This is a genomic window from Actinomadura livida, assembly GCF_014648675.1.
In the GTDB taxonomy this organism is placed as follows: Bacteria; Actinomycetota; Actinomycetes; order Streptosporangiales; family Streptosporangiaceae; genus Spirillospora; species Spirillospora livida.
Genome location: NZ_BMRO01000011.1, coordinates 107,502 through 128,600 on the forward strand (window position 1 = coordinate 107,502; position 21,099 = coordinate 128,600).

The following is a 21,099-nucleotide window of genomic DNA, read 5'->3' on the forward strand; positions in this document are numbered from 1 at the left end:
TGGAGCCGAGCGTCTCCCCGTTCTCCAGCGCGGCGGCCAGCGCGATCGGCTTGAACCCGGACCCGGCCTGCGCCCAGTCGCCGAACGAGCTGCTCAGCGCCTCCTCCAGGTAGCCGCGCCCGCCGTAGAACGCCAGGACCTGCCCGGTGGCCGGGTCGACCGACACCGCGCCCGTCCGGATCTTCTTGCTCATCCCGTCGGGGGTGTTCTGGTTCACCGAACGCCGCATCGCGTCCATCAGCCGCTTGTCGAACGTCGTGGTGATCTTCAGGCCGCTGCGGTTGATCTCGTCCTCGCTGTAGCCGCGGCGCTCGACGAGCTCCTTCTTGGCCACGTTGACCATGTAGCCGTTCTGGCCCTTGAGGACGTCGGTGATCTCCTGCTCGACCGGCTTGGGGAACTCCATCGACGCGGCGTCGGCGGAGGTGAGGTAGCCGTCCCGCACCATGTTGTGCAGGACGGCGCGCCACCGCTGCTCGGCGAGGGGGCGGGCGGAGCCGGTCGGGTCGGCGAAGTAGCTGGGCTGCTGGATCGCGGCCGCGATGTAGGCGCCCTCCGCGGGGGTCAGCTTCGAGACGTCCTTGTCGTAGTAGGCCTTGGCGGCGGCCTGGACGCCGTACGCGTTGCGCCCGAAGTAGATGGTGTTCAGGTACTGCTCGAGGATCCAGTCCTTCTCTTTCTCCTGGTCGACCTTCAGGGCGACCATGATCTCCTTGAGCTTGCGGGTGACCGACCGCTCCTTGCCGATGCCGCCGTAGTAGTTGCGGACCATCTGCTGCGTGATCGTCGAGCCGCCCTGCAGCTGCCGGCCGGTCACCGTGGACCAGAACGCCCGCGCGGTGCCCCGCACCGAGACGCCCGGGTCCTCGTAGAACGTGCCGTTCTCGGCGGCGATCACCGCGTTGCGGGTGCTCTCCGGGATCCGGTCGAGGTCGACCGCGTCGCGGTTGACGCCGGTCTTCGCGATCTGCGTCTTGCCGTCGGAGTAGTAGAACGTGGGGCCCTGCGCGACCGCCTTCTCCAGCGGCGACGGCACCGGCGTGAACAGGTAGGCGACCGCGAACGCGGCGACGCAGAACCCGAGGAAGCCGAGCATGACGAACAGCGCGCGGCGCAGGAGGCGGGACCGGCGGCTCCGGGACCGGCCCGGCCCCTTCCCATCGCCGCCGCCGGCGCGCCCCGCGGCGTCCCCCGGCGGACCCCCGTGGCGGGGCGCGGACGGGTGGGGCGAGGAGGGCGGCATGCTCCTGGTATCACCACTCGTCGCCGCTTCAACACTTTCCGCGGCGACCACACCCGTGTCGCCCGCCGCGGCCCGGCCGTCGTCCCCGGCGGGTTCTCCCTCGCCGGCCGCGCTCTCGTCGCGCGGCCCGGCCTCGGCCTCGGACGCGCCCGCGGCCGAGGGAGCCTCGGACGATTCGGGCGCTTCGGCCGCGGATCCATTGGCGGCGCCGTTCGGGGACTGGTCACCCGGGCCACCGGAAGGGTTATCCGTATCGGGAGATTGCGCCGCAGCCTCCTCGGAGACGGCGTCCGGAGTGTTTTTCCCGCCGTTATCAGAAATGTCGTCCACCTGGTCGAATTCTGCGTCCTGAGTGGATTCTTCGGTGTGCACGGTCAATATCGCGGCCGGGGGATCGTCCCCGCCCGCCGGTGGCCCGGCCTGCGCGTCCCGCGGGTCCCCCTCGTCCGGAGCAGTGGGCTCCGCACCCTCCGGACCCTTTCTGCCGTTGCTCACAAGCCCCCCGTGATTAATGCGCTACCGACGATACCTGAGGGGATCGGTGCGGCGTGCCGTGCGGCGCGCACCCCATCGGCCTCCCATTAGGAGACGGGCAATGCGCCCCTCCGGTTGTCGTGACGGGCGTCGCAGATCGCGTTTCCCCCCGGAACGCGGAGCGGCGGGGCACCCGACCGGGTGCCCCGCCGCCGCCGTTCACGATCCGCCGCGCCGTTCCCGCCTCACTTCTTGAGCTTGGCGAGGATGTCCACGACGAAGACGAGGGTGTCGTCGCCCTTGATCTCCGGCGGCATGCCGTCCTTGCCGTACCCCTCCTTGGGCGGCAGGACGAGCAGCACCCGGCTGCCGACCTTCGCGCCGGTGAGCCCCTTGTCGAAGCCGGGGACGGTCTTGCCGGTGCCGATCGGGAACTTGGCCGGGGAGCCGGACTTCCAGCTGGAGTCGAACTCCTTGCCGCTGTCCCAGAGCGTGCCCTGGTAGTTGACGACCGCGTCGTCGCCCTTCTCCAGCGCCGGGCCGGTCCCCTCGACCAGCGTCTTCACCTGGAGCGCGGCCGGGGCGTCCCGGTCGGGGATCTTCACCTCGGGCGCCTTGCCCTCGCCCTTGTCCGCGACCTGCGGCAGCTTCTTGTCGTTGAGCTCCTTCGCGGCGCCCTGCGGGCCCTGGCCCTTGTGGACGACGGCCTGGACGTCCACGACGAACACCACCCAGTCGGACTTCTCCAGCCCGAGCTGCGAGCCCTGCTCGCCGAAGCCCTCCGACGGCGGGATCTGCAGCATGACCCGGCTGCCGGCCGTCTGGCCGACCATGCCCTGGTCGAAGCCCTTGATGCCGCTCTCGCCGACGACGAGCGGCTGGGTCGGCTGCCCCTGGGCCTCGCGCTCGTAGGACGAGGCGAGCTCCTTGTTCTTGCTCTTGACGGAGCCGTCCTCGTCGTCGCTGTCCTTCGCCCACTGGTAGAAGGCGTACTGGGCGTACAGGGTGTCGCCGTTCTTGATCTCGGGCCCGTCGCCCTTGATCAGGGTGGTCACCTTGCGCTTGCCCTCGGGCGCGAGCTTCGTGGGGATCTCCACGGTGGGCTTGGTCGCGAACCGGCCGGACACCTCGATCTCCGGCGGCGGGCGGTTGATCCACCAGAAGACGAAGCCCGCGATCAGGGCGGCGGCGACCACCAGCCCGACGATCACCATGATCCGCCGCTTGCGCGCCTGCTTGGCGGTCAGCGCGGACGGCCGGTTCAGCCCGCTGCCGCGCCCGGCGCTGATGCCGTGCGGTTTGAATTCCGGGCTGCGGATGTTCTGGGCGTTCGGGATCTTCGCCTTCGCCTTGATCGTGGGCTTGCCCCCGGGCTTGTCATCCTCGGACATGTTTCCTCGCTTGCTCCGGGCTTGACGACATCACGAACGAGACCACCCTTCCAGGACCGGTCTAAGCGCGGTGTGAAAACCGTGCAAAGGCGGCCGACCCGCAATCTACCGGTCACACGGGCCGGTGTGCTGCCGTGTGCGGCGACGCTGCGCGGGCGACGCAGCCGCCCGCAATCTACCGTTCCCGCGGGCTGCTCGGCGTCCCTCTGGCGGGGGGAGAGGCCGACCTGCAATGTACCGGCCGCGGGGCCCGGATGGGACCGTGCGACCGCGCCCGGCCGCCCGGTAAATGGCAGGCTGGGGGGATGCGCCTCGCGACGTGGAATGTCAATTCGGTCAAGGCCCGTCTGCCGCGCCTCCTTTCCTGGCTGGCGGAGACCGCGCCCGACGTGGTCTGCCTCCAGGAGACCAAGTGCCGCGCCGACCAGTTCCCGGCGGCCGAGGTGGCGGAACTGGGCTACGCCACCGCGGCGCACGGCGACGGCCGCTGGAACGGCGTGGCCGTCCTGTCGAGGGTCGGCATCGAGGACGTGTCGAACGGCTTCCCCGGGGAGCCGGCCTACGAAGGCGAGGCGGAGGGGCAGACGAAGCTGACCGAGCCCGTCCTGCTGGTCCCCGAGGCGCGCGCGATCGGCGCGACGTGCGGCGGGGTGCGGGTGTGGTCGCTGTACGCGCCGAACGGCCGCACGCCCGACTCGGCCCACTACGCCTACAAACTCGAATGGTTCCGGGCGCTGCGGGACGCGCTGGGCGCCGAACTGGCGCGGGGCCTGCCGCTGGTGGCGTGCGGCGACTACAACGTGGCGCCCACCGACGAGGACGTCTGGGACCCGTCGGTGTTCGTCGGCTCCACCCACGTCACCCCCGCCGAACGCCAAGCCCTCACGGAACTGCGCGACCTGGGCCTCCACGACGTGGTGCCGGCCGCCATGAAGGGCCCCCACCCGTACACGTACTGGGATTACCGGGCGGGGGCGTTCCACAAGGACATGGGTATGCGCATCGACCTCTTCTATGCCAGCGAGGATTGCGCCTCCCGTGTCAGCTCCGCCTACGTCGACCGTGAGGCGCGCAAGGGGAAGGGACCGTCCGACCACGCCCCGGTAGTAGTGGACGTAGACGCCGAGGGGCCCGGCTAAGGGGCGGACCGGCCCGGGGTCACACAGCGGCGGGCCAGGACGCCGCGTTTGCCCGTGGCGGGGTCGTCGGCCTGCTCCAGGACGGTGAAGCCGTCCGGCAGCAGCGAGGCGGGCTCGGACGGGCCGAGGCACCACTCCGCGGGCAGGCCCGGCCGATGGCGGCGGGCCTCCTCGGTGAACGCCTCCCACGCCAGCAGGCCGCCCGGCAGGACGGCCCCGGCCGCCCGGCCGAACACGGCGCGGTCCCAGAAACCGGTGCACAGCACGAGCGCGTACCCCGCGGGATGCGGCCGCCAGGCGGCCAGGTCGTCCTGGACGAGCGTGATCCGCGCGGCGAGCCCGCGCCGCCCGGCCTCGTCGCGGAGGCGGCCGAGCGCGATCTCGGAGACGTCCACGGCGGTGACGGACCGGCCGGCCGCCGCGGCGAGCAGGGCGCTGCCGGACGGCCCGGACGCGAGGTCGAGCACCCCGCCGTCCGGCAGGCCGGAGGACAGCGCCCGCTCCGCGAGCGGGTGGACCGGGGACAGCCCCGGGGCGTCCCCGTACCTGGCGTTCCACCGGAGCCGGTCCGGGTGATCGGCCAGCTCCGCCGGAACGCGCTCCGGCGGCGGGACGGCATCACTCATGCGGAGACTGTAGCCACACCCGCGGGCGCCCGGCGCGGAACGCGGCGACCGGGGACGCCGCGTCAGCGGCGTTCGGCGATCAGGAGCATGAAGAGGGCCGTCGGGAAGCCCTTGCGCCACCACGGGTCGTCGCGCATCTGCTCTTCCGTCGGGTGCGGTTCGCGCAGGTCGCCGATGACGAAACCGTTGTCTCGGAGCGTTCCAGCGTAGTACTCGAGCGGCCGGAGCCACGATGTGATCATCGAAGGGGATTCCAGGCCGTCCACCAGGAACCGCTGGTCGATGCCGCGCGACGCGAAGTACTGCGACGCCGGGACGCTGTTCATCGCGCCCTGCTCGGAGTTCTCCACGTAGAAGCACGGGTGCAGGGTCAGCAGGATCAGCCGCCCGCCGCTCGCCAGGACCCGGGAGAACTCGCCGAACGCGCGCGTGGGGTCCTGGAGGTGGCTGAACAGGTGGTTGCAGACGACGAGGTCGAACGCGTCGTCCTCGAACGGCAGGTCGTCGACGCTGGCGCGCACGAACGCGGCCGCGGCCTCCTGCGCGGGATGGGCGCAGGCCGCGTCGATCAGGCCCTGGGAGACGTCCACCCCCGTGACGTCGGCGCCTTGGGCGGCCAGCGTGCGGGCGAGGTAGCCCTCGCCGCAGCCCGCGTCGAGGACGCGGCGGCCCGCGCAGGGGCCGATGGCGTCGAGGACGGCGCCGTCGGTGAGCTCGGTGCGGTACCGGTCGCGGCGCTCCCTGATGACCTTGACCCAGTACCGTGCGTTGGCCTCCCATCTCTCCCGTGTCAGATTTGCGATGGCTTGCGCCGTGTCCTCCACCGGCTCCCCATTCTTCGAGCCTGGTCAGGCGGCGCCCTTCAGCCGCCTGACCAGCGTGTTGCAGGTCTGTCTGATCCTCTTGTCCCGGCACTCGGCCCCGCGCAGTTCGACCGCCTGGATCAGCTCGGCGATCTTCCCCCCGAACGCGGGATCCCTTTTCAGTGCCAGCGGGATGTACGTCGACACCAGGTAGTAGACGTAGGCGTCGTTGTACTCCGCTATCTCGCGCAGCACCTCCGTGGCCGTATTGCGGAGCGACAGGGAACTCGGCAAGGTGAAGTCGCTGCTGATACGGCCGTCTCTGGTGTAGGTCGGGAACGACCATTCCTCCAGCGCCGCGTACACGGGCGTGGCATCCAGTTCCCTGCGGTATCTCTCCGCGAGCTCGATGTCGTTCGAGCCGATGAGGGAGCCCATCACGACGCCGCGCATCATGAACGCGGCCTGCCGTCCGGGGACCTCGAAGCCGAGGTCGGCCTCGAGTTCGCCGGTGACCTTGCTGACCTGGTGCGTGAGGATGTTCAGCGCCAGGATCGAGTGGAACGAGTAGGACTTGCGGTTCAGCCTGGGAGCCAGGTCGATCGAGGAGTCGAACAGCGTCTGCGGGTCGGACAGGAGGCCGCTGCCGGGCTCGGGGTTGTAGAGCGCCTCAAGGGCCCGGTCCTGCTCGCGGCCCCAGAAGCGGGCGATGAAGGACGAGGTCTTCTGCGTCGCCTCGCCGCGGATGATGTGCAGCGCGGCCTCAAGGGCGTTCAGCAGGTGCTGCTGCGCGACGTCCGATTTCTCCAGGGCGGCGACGTCGACGGTGAGGCCCTCGCCGTTCAGGTCGCCGATGAGTACGTCGCGCCTTTTCCGGACGGCGTGCGCCATCGAGTACTCGGCGATTCCCGGGACGGACGACATGAGGCTCTGCAGGGACCGCCCGCTGACCCGGTCGAGCCATTCGGCGTTGTCCCACAGCCGGAATATCGTGCTCTCGTCGAGGCCGGAGAAGGCCGCCACGTCGGACATGTTGAGGCCCATGTCCTTGGTGATTTCAGAGAGAGACTTCGGCTCGCCGTCCGCTGTCATCACTCGTCCCGGATGTGGCAATCGCTGGAGCCTCGATCGTAGCGAAACGCCGTGCCTCCGGGGCGGTCGGCGCGGTGATGTGTCCATTGCGTCATCAACGGCCGGGGCGTCATCAACGGCCGGGGCGTCATCAACGGCCGGGGCGTCATCAACGGCCGGGGCGTCATCAACGGCCGGGGCGTCATCAACGGCCGGGGCGTCATCAACGGCCGGGGCGTCATCAAGGACGGGGGGCCCCGCGCAGGACGGCGCCGTGGGGGACATGACGGGCATGGCGGGCCGTCACCCCGGTACGCGCCCGATGCAGCCGATCAGCGGCACCGGGCCCGTGGTGTGGACGGCGTGCGGGAGCGGCAGCCGCGCCGGGTAGGGGTCGGCCATCTCCAGGCCCCCGCAGATCTCGGTGACCGCCTCCAGGCTCCGCGGGCAGAACGGCAGGTCGGGGTTCTGTGGCAGCCCGGCGATCGCCTCCAGCTCCGGCGTCCGCTCCGCGTGGGTGACGACCATGCGGCTGCCGGGCGGCAGGGCCTCCACGAGCGTGCGCACGATGCCGCGCGGGTCGTCCTCGTCGGTGATGCCGTCGAGGACGCCCGTCAGCAGGACGCCCACGGGCTCGCTCAGGTCGATGAGCGCCCGCAGGTCCGGGTCGGCGAGCAGCGCGGCGGGGTCGCGGACGTCCCCCTCGAACGCGCCCGTGCCCGCGTCCACGGCGAGCAGCGCCCGCGCGTGCGCCAGCACCATCGGGTCGTTGTCGACGTAGGCGACGCGGCAGGACGGATCGGCGCGCCGGACGATGTCGCCGACGTTGGCGCCGCCGGACACCGGCAGCCCGCAGCCGATGTCCACGAACTGCCGGAGCCCGGCGTCCTCGGCGAGCAGCGCCGCGGCGTGGTCCAGGAAGCCCCTGTTCGCCTGGACGAGCCGTCCCACGACCGGGCACCTGCGGAGAGCCCATTCGGTGAGGTCGCGGTCGGGTGCGTAGTTGTCCTTGCCGCCGAGGAGGTAGTCGTACATGCGGGCGTTGCTGGGCGCGGGCCCGCCGGACCGCCCGGGGGAGGCCTCCGCGTCCTCCGGCGGAGCGGATTCCGCCCACCACGTGAGGCTCGGCGTGGGCCCAGCCGTCACGGGAGCCGCCATCCTTCCTTGACGCCCACCCCGAACCAGAAGGTGGCCGTCCCGTTCTTGCCCCGGCTGGTGCCGAAGTCGGTGGCGAGGGCCTTCATCAGGACGAGCCCCCGCCCGTGCACGGGCAGCGGCTCCTCGGCCCCGCGCGGCTCGCCGGACGCGGTGCCGCCGTCGGTGACCTCGACCCGCACGTACCGGTCGATGTGCAGCACCGACAGCGTGACGGTCCCGTTGTGGCGCGGCCTGGCGTGCAGCACCGAGTTCGTCACGGCCTCGCTGGTCAGCAGCTCCAAGTCGCCGAGTTCGGAGCGGTCGGCGCCGAAGTGCTGCCCGATCAGCTCCCGGACGTAGGACCTGGCGAGCCGCACCGCGGCCGGGGTCGCGGCGATGTCGATCTCACCGATGAGACGTCCGGCCGACTTGCCGTTGTTGTTCCAGGCGGACGGGATTCCGAGTTCCAGGGAGGGAGCGGGCGCCGGAACCAGCACGGGCGTCCCTGACCACGCGTCTGATGAATTCATGGCGGTGTTGGCTTCACGTCTCCGTGTCGGGCTGTAAGCGAACATGAGTTCTTCGGCCTGGTCGAAGTCGGACGTGGGAGTGAGACAACACACACTCTGACGCAGCGCGCGCCCGCCGGTCACCGATGCTTGCGCGGACGCAAGGGCCCTGCCGTACCCTGCGGACGGTCACCGTCCGCCGGTGATCCACCACGGTCACCGTCCGCCGGTGATCGCCGCGGGCCCCCGGCCACCGGACGCGGTGGACGGTGAAGCCCGGCACGCCGGCCCCACCGAGCGCCGCCTGCCGGCCGGTAGCGTCGGGGTCATGCCGCGTTCCGGGCCGGGCCCCGCCGATTCCGCCAGCGATGGCGACACCGCCTGGCTCGGGCCGCCGATCGACGTCCGTCCGCTGTTCGCCGGGCAGCAGGCCGCGTTCATCGACCTGCTGCGGGGGTTCGGGGACGAATGGGCGCGTCCCACCGTCTGCCCCGGATGGACCGTCAAGGACATCGCCGCCCACGTCCTCGGCGACCACGTCGGGCGCCTCTCCATGCTCCGTGACGGCTACCTGGCGCTGCGGCCGCGGGACGGGGAGGCGTTTCCGGTCTTCCTCGACCGCATCAACGACGAGTGGGTCACGGCCGCGCGCCGAATCAGCCCGTCCCTGCTGGTCGAGCTGCTGTCGTCGGTAGGCGATCAGGTGGTGCAGTTCTGGGAGGGCGCGGACCTGGACGCCATGGGCGGCTCCGTCTCCTGGGCCGGCCCCGAGTCCCACCCGGTCTGGCTGGACGCCGCCCGCGACTTCAGCGAGTACTGGACGCATCACCAGCAGATCTGCGACGCGCTCGGCCTGCCCGGCCTCACCGGCCCGGACTATCTCGGACCGGTCCTCGACACGTTCATGAGGGGCCTGCCGCACACCCTCCGAGACGTCCCAGCTGAGGAGGGAACCGTCCTCCAGGTGGTCATCACGGCGTTCGGCGGCTGGACGTGCACCCGCGGCCCCGGCCGATGGGCGCTGCGGCGGGAGACGCGCGCCGGCCCCTCCGCGCTGCTCGAACTCGACGCCGACACCGCCTGGCGGCTGTGCACCCGCGGCATCGTCCCCGCCCGCGCCGCCGAGCACGCGCGGATCGAGGGCGACCGGGCACTCGCGGAGGCCGCGCTGGAAATCGTTTCGATCATCCACTCCGGCGACTAGGCGCGCGGGCGCACCGCGCCGGCTTCAGCGGAGGTAGTGGAAGGCCGGTTTCGGGTGCATCAGGAAGTCGTGGTGGGAAATGTTCCACGCATAGGCGCCGGCCATGGCGAAGGCGATGATGTCGCCGGGGGCCAGATCCGGGACGAGGACGTCGCGGGCGAACACGTCCTTGGGCGTGCAGAGCTGGCCGACCAGCGTGGCGCGCCTTTCCGGGCCGTTCGAGGTGAGGGCTTCGAATGGCTGGTCGTGGCCCTTGGTCACCGGTGTTCTCAGGTGGTGGGTGCCGCCGCGGAGGATCACATAGGTCTCGCCACGGGTGGTCTTCACGTCCAGGACGTCGGTGACGTACCAGCCGTGATAGGCCGTCAGCGCCCGGCCCGGTTCGATGCGGAGGGTCGGCGCAGTGGGGAGGCCCTTGCCGTAGGTCTCCCAGTCGAAGCGCGCATCGGGGTCGCCGTAGTCGACGGCCATGCCGCCCCCGATGTTGAGTTCCGGGTCGCTTACGTCGTTGTCCTCCAGCCAGGGGAGTGCCCAGTCACATATCCGGGCCGCGAGGTCGAGCATCGCCGGAGCATCCAGGCCGGAGGCGAGGTGGACGTGGATGCCGCGGAGGTCGATGCCAGGTGTTCCGGCTATACGGCGGGCGCACTCGTCGAGATCGACCTCGTCCATGCCGAACGGGCCGCTCATGGTGAGGGCCGCGTTCGGCGTGCTGAGGGGCAGGTTGGCGCGCAGCAGGACGGCGGCCGGGCCGGGAAGCCGGGACAGCTCGCGCGGGCTCTCCACATGGATGCGCTCGACGCCGAGGCGCTGTGCCAGGGCCAGTTCCTGGTTCGTCTTGCCTGGGCCGCCGAACGCGATGCGGACCCCGGGCAAGGTCTCCCGCACGTGCGTGAGTTCGCCGCCGGACGACACCTCCACGCCGTCCATGTGCGGGGCCAGAGCGCGGAGGATCTCGGCGTCCGGGTTGGCCTTGGCGGCGTAGAAGATCTCCGTGCCGGGCAGCGCGGCCCGGATGCGTGCCGCGTGCGCCGCCAGGCCCGGCAGGTCGTAGATGTAGGCCGGGTAGCCGGGAAGGCCGAGGGCGCGTTCGCGTACGGCTTCGTGCACAGCGGGTCCGTTCATAGCGGCCGGGACGCGGCGAGCGGGTTGGGGACGGGGACGTAGGTGGCGCCGCGGTCCGCGGTGCGAGACCACCGGGTACGGAGATTCGCCTTGGCGGGGAGCGGAACGCCCGCCAGGAGCGCTCTCACCTGCGGGTGGTGGTCGTGGGCGGCCAGGTGCGTGCCCAGTGTCCGCCACAGCGACCGTTCGAGATGCGGGTACAGGTCGGCTACGGCGGCGGCGATCTCCGTCAGGTGGTTCACGACGAGGCAGTAGACGACGCGGTTCCAGCCCCGGTCGGGGGCGTAGGTGAGCCCCTCGGCGACGCGGGGCGGCAGGTGGGCCAGATCCCAGCGGCCGGCGGTGAGCTTCGTCCCCTCCAGGTCGCGGAACGCGGCGTGGAGGGGCATGCCGTCGGCGTCCACGCAGACCAGGACGTTCTGGAGGTGGGGTTCCAGGACGACGCCGTGGTCCAGATAGGCGCGCAGTACCGGCGGCACGACCTGGGTCACGTAGGCGTCCCACCACGCCTGGGCGCCGTCAGGGTCCGCCAAGGCCGGTAGGTCCGCCAGGAACGTGTTGGAGGGGTCGGCCAGGGCACCGGCCAGGAGCGGCGTTCCGGGGAGGCCCTTGACGCCTTGGCGCAGGATGAGGCTTAAGCCCTCGTACAGGCGGCGGTCGGCGAGAGTGGTGCTGCGGTAGGCGGGTTCGGTGAGGAACGTGGAGCCCAGCTGCTCGAAGATGGGCGGCACCAGCTCGTTGAGGGTCATCGCCCCGGTGAGTTCGTACCAGGCGTTCTTGCGGACGCAATTGGTGATGCGGACATCAAGGCTGAACTTGCAGAACACGTCGGCGTCCGGCAGATACACCGTCCGGACGGACGACGTGGGCACCGCCTCGATGTCGCCGGGGCCGAGGTTGAGAAGCAGACCCCGGGCCAGAGCCTCCTGTAGGACGGGGTTGTCCGCCATCAGGGAGAACTGCCACGGATGGACGGGAAGCAACCTGCGCCCGTGCCGGGACGCAGGCCCGTACGCGTCAAGGCTCTTGAACGCGTCCGGGGATCCTTCTTCGGCGAACAGGTCCTCCGGTACGGCCAGCCATTGGGGGCGGAAGCGGGCCCGTGTCTCCGGTGCGTACGGAAGCCAGTCCGTCGGCGACCCCTGGCGCGACTTCGCCGACGGGTGGAAGCGATGCCCCGCCACCAGGGACTGCTCTGAGTCGATGTAGCGGTCGTCGGAGGCTTCGCCGCGCGCGGCGATGATCGCGGCCAGGGCGGTGTGGCTGTCGTCCACCTGGGTGAGGAACTCGGGGTTGGGACGGCCGGTGGCGAGTTCCAGTTCACCTGCCACGAGGTTGGCCAGCCTGTCCCAGGTGGCCGGGATCCACTCGTCTCCGCGCCGCTCCTCATAGGGCGGTGCCAGCCGGTAGGTCGGGCCGACGGGCGGGCGGGCCAGGCCGGTGCGCAGCACGACGCCCGCGCGCGGCAGGCGGGCCACCAGGTGCGCGCCGTCCGGCCGCACCTGCTGCTCGGGCGCGCAGACCTCCCGGATCAGGCAGTTGAGCAGCGCGGTCGAGGTGGCGTCGTCGGCGGCGGTGCCGGGTTCTGTCAGCAGCACGTCGGGTCCCGTGGCGTGGTCGGTGGATTGGCGTGGTCGGTGGATTGGCGTGGTCGGTGGGAGCGGGGTCACGGGCACGTGGGGTCCCGCAGGTAGTTCGGGCCCGGCGGGCCGTAGTGCTTGTTGATGTCGGCCGCGCCGGTCCGCGCCTTGTCGACGAGGGTTCCGGCGGTGACCATGGCCTTGGCGGGCAGCGTGTCCGCGTCGAGGGTGCGGGCGCGCAGGAACGCGTCGTCGGCTCCGAGGGCCTCGTCGAGCCGTTCGCGGATCATCGCGCGGCCGGCGCCCCACGGGAGGAGGCCGTGTTCGGCGAGACCCAGGGCGGGGGCGGCGGCGCACAGGTGCAGCGTGATGGTGACGAAGACGCGTGCGAGCGCCTCGTCGTCGTCGGTCGTCATCCGGCGGTCGAGGAGGTCGCGCGGATCCGTGCCGGGAGACGGCGGGAGCCGTTCGCGGAGCCGGGACGTGTTGATGAGCGCCCCGTCGTTGTCCTTGACCAGAAGCCGGAGCGGAGAGTCGTCCAAGACCAGGGCGATGTTCTGCTGATGCGCCTCTAGCGCGATGCCATAGCGGAACAGCGTGACGTTCCACGAGAACAGGGCCGACAGGTAGGTGTCGAAAAGCGGCTCGATGTCCCAGCGTTCGATGACGTGGCCGCTGTCCGGGGCCTCGGCGAGCAGCGCCGCCACGGGGACGATGTGCGCGCGCGCCGTCTCGGGCGGGAAACGCCGCACGAGGTAGGCGAGGAGAGGATCTTGCGCGTGGCCGTAGGTCTGCTCCTCCGCGAGCAGCACGGGCAGCGCGGGTTCCCGCTGGAGGACGCGGCGCAGGAGGCGTTCGACGAGCGCGCCGTCCGGGAGGGTGCCGGGCTTGATCGTGCGCCGGTTGCGCACGCCGAGGGTGCTGGTCGGCAGCGGCATCTTCAGGTGGCCGAGCGGCGCGGCCGCCACCGTCCGCATCGACAGCGTGGGGGCGACCCGCAGGTACGGCTCCGGGGCGAGGACCGCGCCGGGGTGCCCGCCCACCTGCGGCGCCGCCAGCGGATGGACGGGGAACAGCGCGGCCCCGTCCGCGAGCGAGGCCAGCCCCACGTCGGCGGGGGCCGGCCACCAGCCCGGGAGCGGCCCCGCGAGCGCCGGGTTCCGCACCGCGGCCCACCGCAGCGGGAACGACGGCGCGAATTCGGGCGCGTAGCGGCCCAGATCGGCCAGCGACAGCCCCGCGCGGCCGCGGCTCGCCGGATGCACCGGATGGTCGTTGTAGGCGGCGAGGGTCTCGTAGAACGTGCCGGGGCCGCGGCGCAGCTCGTCCGGGATGCGCGCCAGGCGCCGGTGGACCGCCGCCCGCGCGTCGTCGTGGAGCTTCATGGCCGCGAGGGCGTCCAGGCATTCCCGCTCGAAGGCCGCCACGTCGTCGCGCGGGTCCGCCAGGGCGCGGACGGCGGCGAAGACGTCGCCGAGCCGGAGATCCTGCGCCGGGTCCACGACGAGGTCGGACAGGAACGCCGGACGCGCGTCCACGAGGCGTACCGGACGTCCCGGCACCTCCAGCGTCCGGTGCTCGACGCGGTCGTGCAGCCCGGCGTAGTTCTCGCGCAGGAGCGCCGTGAGGACACGGGCCGCCAGCCGGCGTTCGACGTCGTCGCCGGTCACGCGATCGTCCAGTCGTGTGCGGCACGGAAGCGCGCCAGCGCGGCGTCCACCTGGTCCGCCGAAGGGCCGATGGCGCGGACCGTGCCCAGGTAGTCGCGGTTGGTGCGGGTGACCGTGACCGTGTCTCCCACTTCGCGCTGGGGGCGGTAGGCCAGCCGTACTGGGCCGTCCTCCATCTGGAGGGGGCCGGGGGCCGCCGTGAGCTTGCCGGACCGGTCGGCGATGACGGGTTCGGCGACGGCGTGCCGCGGCCCGGGAACCTGCCAGTCCGCAAGGGGCTCGCCCAGGTGGACCTTCAGGATCTGCTCGAACAGGGGCACGCCCAGCAGGTCGGCCAGAAGGAAGTCACAGTGGTCACCGATCAGCCGGTAGTTGACCTCGATGATGTGGGCGCGCCCCTCGTGGACGACGAACTCCGTGTGACACGCACCGAACCCGATCCCCAGGGCCTCAAGTTGCCGCAACACCTGCGGCGTCTCCGGCGGCGGCTCCACCCACTCCAGGCGCTCTTCGACGAAGAAGGGCGGCGGCGAAACGGTCGTTAGGAATGACCCCAGGACGCGGATCTCCCGCCCATCGCCGAGTGTCTCCAGCGTGTGGAGCCGCCCGGGAAGGTACTGCTCTGCCACCAGCGGGTCGTCCCGCCGTACCGCGATCTCCTTCACGCGTGCGGCCAGTTCCGCGGCGTCCTGTACGAGGAACACGTCCTCGCTTGCCACACCCTCACGCGGCTTCACGACGAGCGGGTACGGCGCCTCCTCGGGCACCCGGCGCGCGTCCGCCGAGAACACGGGATCGACCGGCGCCAGATGCCGCCGCATCAGGCCCTTGTTCTTCGCGCGGGTCGCCGCCCGCCAGTCCTTGGCCGGCAGGCCGAAGTACCCGGCGGCCAGCGCGGCGGGTGCCTGGAGGAAGTCGCTGTTGGAGAAGACGGCCGCGGGCCCGTCCTCAAAGGCGGGTCCGGCCTCGACCGCGGCGATGATCTCCCGGAAGTCGGAGACGTCGCACTCGGCGACCGGCCCGTCGAACCCGTGAGCGGCGGCGGGACGGTCGGTCAGCAGCGTCACGTCGAGCCCCAGGCGCGCGGCGGCGGGCAGGAACCCGTGCGTCACCGAGTCGGTCGCCTTGCCGGCGACGAGGTGGAGAGAGGCGGCCACGACAGGCCCTTCCAGGTGAGGTAAGCCTTGCCTAACTCGGAGTGATCATCATAGGGGGCGCCGGGCCGCATGCAAGAACGATGACATGCGTGTCCCGGCCCGATCCGCGATCCGTCAGGATGGGGTCATGGATCTCGTCGACCGGTGGGTCGCGCTCGCGGGGCCGCACACCCGGCATATCGGAATAGAACTGGACAAGCGCTACGGCGAGCCGCACCGCCGCTACCACACGCGCGAGCACCTCACCGCGGTGCTCGACCTCGTGAACGAGTTCGCCGGGCACGCCGCGTCCCCGGGCCTCGTCCGCCTCGCCGCCTGGTTCCACGACGCCGTCTACGACCCCGAGCGCGCCGACAACGAGGAGCGCAGCGGCCGCCTCGCCGCCCGCATGCTCGCCGACACCGACCTCACCGAGACCGACATCGGGCAGGTCGTCCGCCTGATCGAGCTGACCGCCACCCACGCGCCCGAGGAGGACGACCGGGACGGCCAGGTCCTCTGCGACGCCGACCTCGCGATCCTCGGCGCGTCCCCCGACGGGTACGCCGCCTACGCCGCCGCCGTCCGCGAGGAGTACGCGTTCGTCCCCGACGAGTTCTTCCAAGCGGGACGTGCCCAAGTGCTCAACGGCCTACTGGCACTGCCCAGGCTCTTCCACACACCCGCCGCACGCGAACGCTTCGAAGAACGCGCGCGCAAGAACATCCGGACGGAACTGAAGCTCCTCAACGCCTGAGGTGGACGGCCTTCCGGCGCCGCAGCCCCGCCGCGGTCAGCCGCATGAGCAGCTCCTGGCAGCCGACGGCCTGCGCCCCCAGCGACACCGCCGCCTCGTAGAGCTCCGAAGGGACGTCGTAGTGGTCGCGCTCGAACGCCCGCGGCGGCATGCCCAGCTCCGTCGCGAAGACGTGCAGCTCCTCGTAGGAGACATCGCTGACCATGTGCGACCACACGCGCCCGCGCGCCGGCCACAGCGGCGGATCAATGAGAATCAAGGCGGCTCCGCGGGACGGGTGACCTACAGTGCCTGACAGTACACATGCGAAGGGGCATGCGGGTGAACGACATAGTCGCGCACATTCAGGCCGGTAGAGACCGGTTCGTCGCCGACCTCAAGGAGTGGCTGGCGATCCCGTCCGTCTCCGGGGACCCGGCGCACGCCGGGGACGTACGGAAGTCGGCCGAGTGGCTGGCCGGGCACCTGCGGAACGAGGGCTTCCCGGCAGTCGAGATCTGGGAGACCCCCGGCCTCCCCGCCGTCTACGCCGAATGGCCCGCGGAGGACCCCGACGCCCCCGCCGTGGTCGTGTACGGCCACCACGACGTCCAGCCGGTAGAGCCGCTCACCGAGTGGGACACCGACCCGTTCATGCCCGTCGAGAAGGGCGACCGGCTCGTCGGGCGCGGCGCGTCCGACGACAAGGGGCAGGTCTTCTTCCACACCCTCGGGATCCGCGCCCTGCTCGCCGCGTCCGGGCGGCAGGCGCCGCCCGTCACGATCAAGCTGCTGGTGGAGGGCGAGGAGGAGTCGGGATCGGTGCACTTCGCCGACCTGCTGCGCGAGCACCGGGAGCGGCTCGCCTGCGACGCCGTCGTCATCAGCGACACGACGATGTGGGCGGCGGACGTCCCCTCCATGTGCACCGGGATGCGCGGGCTCACCGACGCCGAGGTCACGCTCCGCGGCCCGTCCACCGACCTGCACTCCGGCTCGTTCGGCGGCGCGGTGCCGAACCCGCTGCACGCGATGGCGGAGCTGCTCGCCGGGCTGCACGACGCCGACGGCCGCGTCACCCTCCCCGGCTTCTACGACGACGTCGTCCCGCTCACGGACGAGGAACGGGCCCTGTTCGCGCGGCTCCCGTTCGACGAGGAGGCGTGGCTGCGGGCCGCCGGCGACAGCCGCGCCGCGCACGGCGAGAAGGGCTACAGCACGCTCGAACGGATCTGGGCGCGCCCGACGGCCGAGATCAACGGTATGTGGGGCGGGCACACCGGGCCCGGCGGCAAGACCATCGTCCCCCGCGACGCGCACGCCAAGATCTCGTTCCGGCTCGTCGCCGGGCAGGACCCCGGCAAGGTCCAGGAGGCGTTCCGGCAGTGGGTCGCCGAGCGCACGCCGCCCGGCGTCGAGGCCGAGGTGCGCCTCTCCGGCGGCGGCGTCCGGCCGTGCTTCTCGCCGATCGACTCCGCCGGCGTCAAGGCCGCGCGCCGCGCCATGGAACGGGCGTTCGGCACCGAGGTGCTGTTCACCCGCGAGGGCGGCAGCGGCCCCGAGGCCGACCTCGCCGACATCCTCGGCGCCCCGCTGGTCTTCGTCGCGGTCGGGCTCAACGGCGACCGCATCCACGCGCCGAACGAGAAGGTCGAGATCCCGCTGCTCCTCAAGGGCGCCGAGGCCGCGGCGTACCTGTGGGAAGAACTCGCCACCGCGCTGCGCTGACACCCGGGGGAGAGGGGCGGAACGTTGACCGAAGGGCCGCTGGAATGGCTGGCGCTCGCGCGCGGCACTCTGGACAGGGTCGCGCTGCACCGCCGCGACGACGCGTGGCTGGAGGCCGCATGGGCGGACCCGGGCACCCGCGTCCTCGTCGTGGAGGACGGCCGCGCGCCGGTGTCCTACGAGCCGCGTCCCGCGCTCGCCCTCGTCCCGCCGGAGCGGGCGCCGGACGGTGACCGCTGGCTCCTCGGCGTGGACGACGACGGCACCGCCTACTTCGGGACGTCCGGGCCGCTGCCCGAGATCGAGGGCACGCGGCCGGGCGGGCTCCGCCGCGTCGGCGCGCTCCTCGACGACCGCGACTCCGGCCTGCTCACCCACGCCGTGGCGCTGGAGCACTGGCACGGCAGCAACCGGTACTGCCCCCGCTGCGGCACCGAGACGCGGCCGGCGTCCGCCGGGCACATGCGCGTCTGCCCGAAGGACGAGTCCCAGCACTTCCCCCGCGTCGACCCGGCGGTGATCATGCTGGTGACCGACGAGGCCGACCGGATCCTGCTGGCCCGCGGCCCGCAGTGGCCCGCCGACCGCCGCTCGATCCTCGCCGGCTTCGTCGAGCCGGGGGAGTCGCTGGAGCAGGCCGTCGCGCGGGAGGTGAAGGAGGAGGTGGGGGTGCCCGTCCGGGACGTCCGCTACCTCGGCAGCCAGCCGTGGCCGCTGCCGCAGAGCCTCATGCTCGGCTTCACCGCCAAGGCCGACGGCGGCGTCCCGCTGTCCCCCGACCCGGAGGAGATCACGGACGCCGCCTGGTACACCCGCGACGAGTTGCGCGAGGCCATCGAGGCCGGCGACATCGTCGCGCCCGGCCCGCTGTCCATCGCCGCCCAGCTCATCATGCGCTGGTACGGCGGCGACCTCCCGAAGATGCCGGACTTCTGACCCGGACAGTGGCGAGCCCGGCGGCCTCGTCGGCTGCCGGGCTCCCGGGGAGGGTTCAGGTGAGGGAGGAGAGCTTCGCCTTGACCGCCTTGGCGCTGGGGTTGGTGACCGCGGAACCGTCGGGGTAGACGATGGTCGGGACGGTCATGTTGCCGCCGTTCACGCTCATGACGAAGTTCGCGGCCTCCTGGTCGCGCTCGATGTCGACCTCGACCATCTCGATGCCGTCGCGGGCGAGCTGGCTCTTCAGCCGCCGGCAGAACCCGCACCAGGACGTCGTGTACATGGTGAGCTGGCCGGTCGGGCCCTTCGCCCGGTCGGTCGTCGGCGTCGCCATCGCTCCGTCGTCTCCCTCGTTCGTTCGTACGATTCGCTCTCCGGTGAACAGTAGACGCCGCGTCCGCATTCCTCGCCGTCCACAGTTCCGCGTGCCGGGTGATGCGGGTGGTGCGGGCTGCGAGTATGGGGGGATGTTGGCTGAGTCGGTGCTGGAGGGACTCGACCCCGAACAGCGGGCGGTCGCCGAGGCGGTTAAGGGCCCCGTGTGCGTGCTGGCGGGCGCGGGGACGGGCAAGACCAGGGCCATCACGCACCGCATCGCCTACGCCACGCTGACCGGTGTGGTGACGCCGCAGCGGGTGCTGGCCGTGACGTTCACCACACGGGCGGCGGGCGAGCTGCGCAGCCGGCTGCGGCAGCTCGGGGCGCCGGGCGTGCAGGCGCGGACGTTCCACGCGGCGGCGCTGCGCCAGCTCACCTACTTCTGGCCGCGCGTCGTCGGCGGCGAGCCGCCCCGGATCATCGACTCCAAGATCGCGCTGGTGGCGGACGCGGCCAAGGCGTGCCGGCTGTCCCTCGGCCGCACCGAGCTGCGCGACGTCGCGAGCGAGATCGAGTGGGCGAAGGTCACCCAGCACCGCCCCGAGGACTACCCCGCCGCGGTCGCGCGGGCGGGCCGCCGTGCCCCCGCCGACGTCGTGGACGTGGCGCGCGTCTACGCCATGTACGAGCAGCTGAGGCGGGAGCGCAACCTCCTCGACTTCGAGGGGATGCTGGAGCTGACCGCGGCCGTCCTCACCGAGCACCGGGAGGTCGCGAACCAGGTCCGCGAGCAGTACCGGTACTTCGTCGTCGACGAGTTCCAGGACGTCAACCCGCTGCAGAAGATGCTGCTCGACACCTGGCTCGGCGACCGCGACGACCTGTGCGTCGTCGGCGACCCCAACCAGACGATCTACTCGTTCACCGGCGCGTCCCCGTCCCACCTGCTCGACTTCACCCGCGACCACCCGGACGCGAAGGTCATCAAGCTCGTCCGCGACTACCGGTCGACGCCGCAGGTGGTGCGGCTCGCGAACGGCGTGATCGGGCAGGCGCGGGGCGAGGGGGCGATCCGCCACGGGCTGGAGCTGGTGGCGCAGCGCGACCAGGGCCCCGAGCCGGTGTTCAACGAGTACGACGACGAGGTCGCCGAGGCCGACGACGCGGCGCGGCGGGCCCGCAAGCTCATCGAGGAGGGCGTCCCCGCGCGGGAGATCGCGATCCTGTACCGGATCAACGCGCAGTCCGAGACGTACGAGGCGGCGCTGGCGGCCGCGGGCGTCCCCTACGTGCTGCGCGGCGCCGAGCGGTTCTTCGAGCGGCCCGAGGTCCGCGAGGCGGTGGTCCGGCTGCGCGGCGCGGCGCGGGCGGGCGCCGACGCGGAGACCGACGGGACGGGGCTGATCCTGACCGTCCGGCACGTGCTGTCCGGGGCCGGGTTCTCCGACCGGCCGCCCGAGGGGGCGGGGGCGGCCCGCGCGCGCTGGGAGTCGCTCGCCGCGCTGGCCCAGCTCGCCGAGGACATGGCCGCCGACAACCCCAAGGCCGGCCTCCCCGACTTCGTCGCCGAACTGGAGGAGCGCGCCGCCGCCCAGCACGCGCCCCCGCTGGAGGGCGTCACCCTGGCGTCGCTGCACGCCGCCAAGGGCCTGGAGTGGGACGCGGTGTTCCTCGTCGGGCTCGTCGAGGGCACGCTGCCGATCATCTACGCGGAGACGCCCGCGCAGGTCGAGGAGGAGCGCCGGCTGCTGTACGTGGGCGTCACCCGGGCGCGCGTCCACCTGTCGCTGTCGTGGGCGCTGTCGCGCTCGCCCGGCGGCGCGCGGCACCGCCGCCCGTCCCGGTTCCTCGGCGGCCTGACCGGCAAGACCACCACCCACACCCCGGCGCGCGCCGACCGGACGAAGCGCCGCGCCGCGAAGGGACCGCTGCCGTGCCGGGTGTGCGGGCGGCCGCTGACCGCCGCCGTCGAACGCAAGCTCGGCCGCTGCGAGGACTGCCCGTCCGAACTGAACGAGGAGCTCCTCATCGCGCTCAAGGAATGGCGCGCCAGGGTGTCGGCGGAGCAGAAGGTCCCCGCCTATGTCGTGTTCACGGACGCGACGCTGCAGGCCATCGCCGAGCACGGCCCCGAGTCGATGGAGGACCTCGCCCGAATCCCCGGCGTCGGAAAGGTCAAGCTCGACAAGTACGGCGAAGCGGTCCTGGATCTGTGCGGCCCTTGACCCCGGGGTGAGACCTCGCTCACGACAGCGGATACGGAAGACTGA

19 protein-coding genes are annotated in these 21,099 nt (G+C 72.0%); 6 read left to right on the forward strand and 13 right to left on the reverse strand.

Annotation, left to right across the window (positions count from 1 at the left end; translation table 11 throughout):
* A partial coding sequence (locus IEZ03_RS25370) for a transglycosylase domain-containing protein (RefSeq protein WP_189241238.1) occupies positions 1–1,243 on the reverse strand: 1,243 nt, incomplete at its 3' end.
* 719 nt (positions 1,244–1,962) lie between these two features.
* Positions 1,963–3,108 carry an FKBP-type peptidyl-prolyl cis-trans isomerase gene (locus IEZ03_RS25375; RefSeq protein WP_184887647.1) on the reverse strand — a complete coding sequence of 382 codons (1,146 nt, stop codon included), beginning with the start codon at positions 3,106–3,108 and terminating at the stop codon, positions 1,963–1,965.
* Positions 3,109–3,413: 305 nt separating this feature from the next.
* On the opposite strand from IEZ03_RS25375, the gene IEZ03_RS25380 reads away from it, so the two are divergent.
* On the forward strand, positions 3,414–4,247 hold the full coding sequence (locus tag IEZ03_RS25380; RefSeq protein ID WP_184887646.1) for an exodeoxyribonuclease III: 834 nt from the start codon (positions 3,414–3,416) through the stop codon (positions 4,245–4,247).
* Here IEZ03_RS25380 and IEZ03_RS25385 read toward each other — a convergent pair.
* From IEZ03_RS25385 to IEZ03_RS25405, 5 genes are all read right to left on the reverse strand, one after another.
* Positions 4,244–4,873: a methyltransferase domain-containing protein gene (locus IEZ03_RS25385; protein WP_184887644.1), complete on the reverse strand. Its 630-nt coding sequence runs from the start codon at positions 4,871–4,873 to the stop codon at positions 4,244–4,246. The genes IEZ03_RS25380 and IEZ03_RS25385 overlap by 4 nt on opposite strands.
* A gap of 62 nt (positions 4,874–4,935) precedes the next feature.
* Entirely contained in the window at positions 4,936–5,697 is a 762-nt protein-coding gene (locus tag IEZ03_RS25390) for a class I SAM-dependent methyltransferase (protein WP_184887642.1), read from the reverse strand.
* A 24-nt stretch (positions 5,698–5,721) separates the two neighbouring features.
* Complete coding sequence (locus IEZ03_RS25395) at positions 5,722–6,768, reverse strand: hypothetical protein (protein WP_184887640.1); 1,047 nt, start codon at positions 6,766–6,768, stop codon at positions 5,722–5,724.
* A 282-nt stretch (positions 6,769–7,050) separates the two neighbouring features.
* Positions 7,051–7,893, reverse strand: coding sequence for an SAM-dependent methyltransferase (locus IEZ03_RS25400; protein WP_184887639.1), 843 nt, complete (start codon positions 7,891–7,893; stop codon positions 7,051–7,053).
* On the reverse strand, positions 7,890–8,381 hold the full coding sequence (locus tag IEZ03_RS25405; RefSeq protein WP_184887637.1) for an ATP-binding protein: 492 nt from the start codon (positions 8,379–8,381) through the stop codon (positions 7,890–7,892). Before IEZ03_RS25405 ends, IEZ03_RS25400 begins: the two co-directional genes overlap by 4 nt.
* A 214-nt stretch (positions 8,382–8,595) precedes the next feature.
* Between IEZ03_RS25405 and IEZ03_RS25410 the strand changes: the two genes are divergently transcribed.
* A complete protein-coding gene (locus IEZ03_RS25410; protein ID WP_229808568.1) occupies positions 8,596–9,597 on the forward strand; it encodes a maleylpyruvate isomerase family mycothiol-dependent enzyme in 1,002 nt (333 codons plus the stop codon).
* A gap of 24 nt (positions 9,598–9,621) precedes the next feature.
* Here the strand turns inward: IEZ03_RS25410 and IEZ03_RS25415 are convergent, their stop codons facing one another.
* From IEZ03_RS25415 to IEZ03_RS25425, 4 genes are all read right to left on the reverse strand, one after another.
* Positions 9,622–10,707 carry a type III PLP-dependent enzyme domain-containing protein gene (locus IEZ03_RS25415; RefSeq protein ID WP_229808569.1) on the reverse strand — a complete coding sequence of 362 codons (1,086 nt, stop codon included), beginning with the start codon at positions 10,705–10,707 and terminating at the stop codon, positions 9,622–9,624.
* A gap of 11 nt (positions 10,708–10,718) precedes the next feature.
* Positions 10,719–12,320, reverse strand: coding sequence for an IucA/IucC family protein (locus IEZ03_RS38165; protein ID WP_229808570.1), 1,602 nt, complete (start codon positions 12,318–12,320; stop codon positions 10,719–10,721).
* Between the two features lie 68 nt (positions 12,321–12,388).
* Positions 12,389–13,972, reverse strand: coding sequence for an IucA/IucC family protein (locus IEZ03_RS38170; RefSeq protein WP_229808571.1), 1,584 nt, complete (start codon positions 13,970–13,972; stop codon positions 12,389–12,391).
* Complete coding sequence (locus IEZ03_RS25425) at positions 13,969–15,129, reverse strand: ATP-grasp domain-containing protein (RefSeq protein ID WP_184887633.1); 1,161 nt, start codon at positions 15,127–15,129, stop codon at positions 13,969–13,971. The genes IEZ03_RS38170 and IEZ03_RS25425 overlap by 4 nt, the downstream gene beginning before the upstream one ends.
* A 127-nt stretch (positions 15,130–15,256) precedes the next feature.
* Here IEZ03_RS25425 and IEZ03_RS25430 point away from each other — a divergent pair, with 127 nt between their 5' ends.
* Entirely contained in the window at positions 15,257–15,865 is a 609-nt protein-coding gene (locus IEZ03_RS25430) for an HD domain-containing protein (RefSeq protein WP_184887631.1), read from the forward strand.
* Here IEZ03_RS25430 and IEZ03_RS25435 read toward each other — a convergent pair.
* The gene (locus IEZ03_RS25435) at positions 15,855–16,124 is read right to left on the reverse strand and encodes a DUF4031 domain-containing protein (RefSeq protein ID WP_184887629.1); all 270 of its coding nucleotides are present in this window, start codon (positions 16,122–16,124) and stop codon (positions 15,855–15,857) included. The genes IEZ03_RS25430 and IEZ03_RS25435 overlap by 11 nt on opposite strands.
* Before the next feature lie 62 nt (positions 16,125–16,186).
* Between IEZ03_RS25435 and IEZ03_RS25440 the strand changes: the two genes are divergently transcribed.
* Positions 16,187–17,572, forward strand: a complete 1,386-nt coding sequence (locus tag IEZ03_RS25440) for a dipeptidase (protein WP_229808572.1) — start codon at positions 16,187–16,189, stop codon at positions 17,570–17,572.
* 24 nt (positions 17,573–17,596) lie between these two features.
* Entirely contained in the window at positions 17,597–18,508 is a 912-nt protein-coding gene (gene nudC, locus IEZ03_RS25445) for an NAD(+) diphosphatase (RefSeq protein ID WP_184887625.1), read from the forward strand.
* A gap of 55 nt (positions 18,509–18,563) precedes the next feature.
* Here nudC and IEZ03_RS25450 read toward each other — a convergent pair whose 3' ends face one another.
* Complete coding sequence (locus IEZ03_RS25450; protein ID WP_184887623.1) at positions 18,564–18,845, reverse strand: mycoredoxin; 282 nt, start codon at positions 18,843–18,845, stop codon at positions 18,564–18,566.
* A 133-nt stretch (positions 18,846–18,978) separates the two neighbouring features.
* Here IEZ03_RS25450 and IEZ03_RS25455 point away from each other — a divergent pair, with 133 nt between their 5' ends.
* Positions 18,979–21,054, forward strand: a complete 2,076-nt coding sequence (locus tag IEZ03_RS25455) for an ATP-dependent DNA helicase UvrD2 (protein WP_184887621.1) — start codon at positions 18,979–18,981, stop codon at positions 21,052–21,054.
* Positions 21,055–21,099 lie beyond the last annotated feature (45 nt).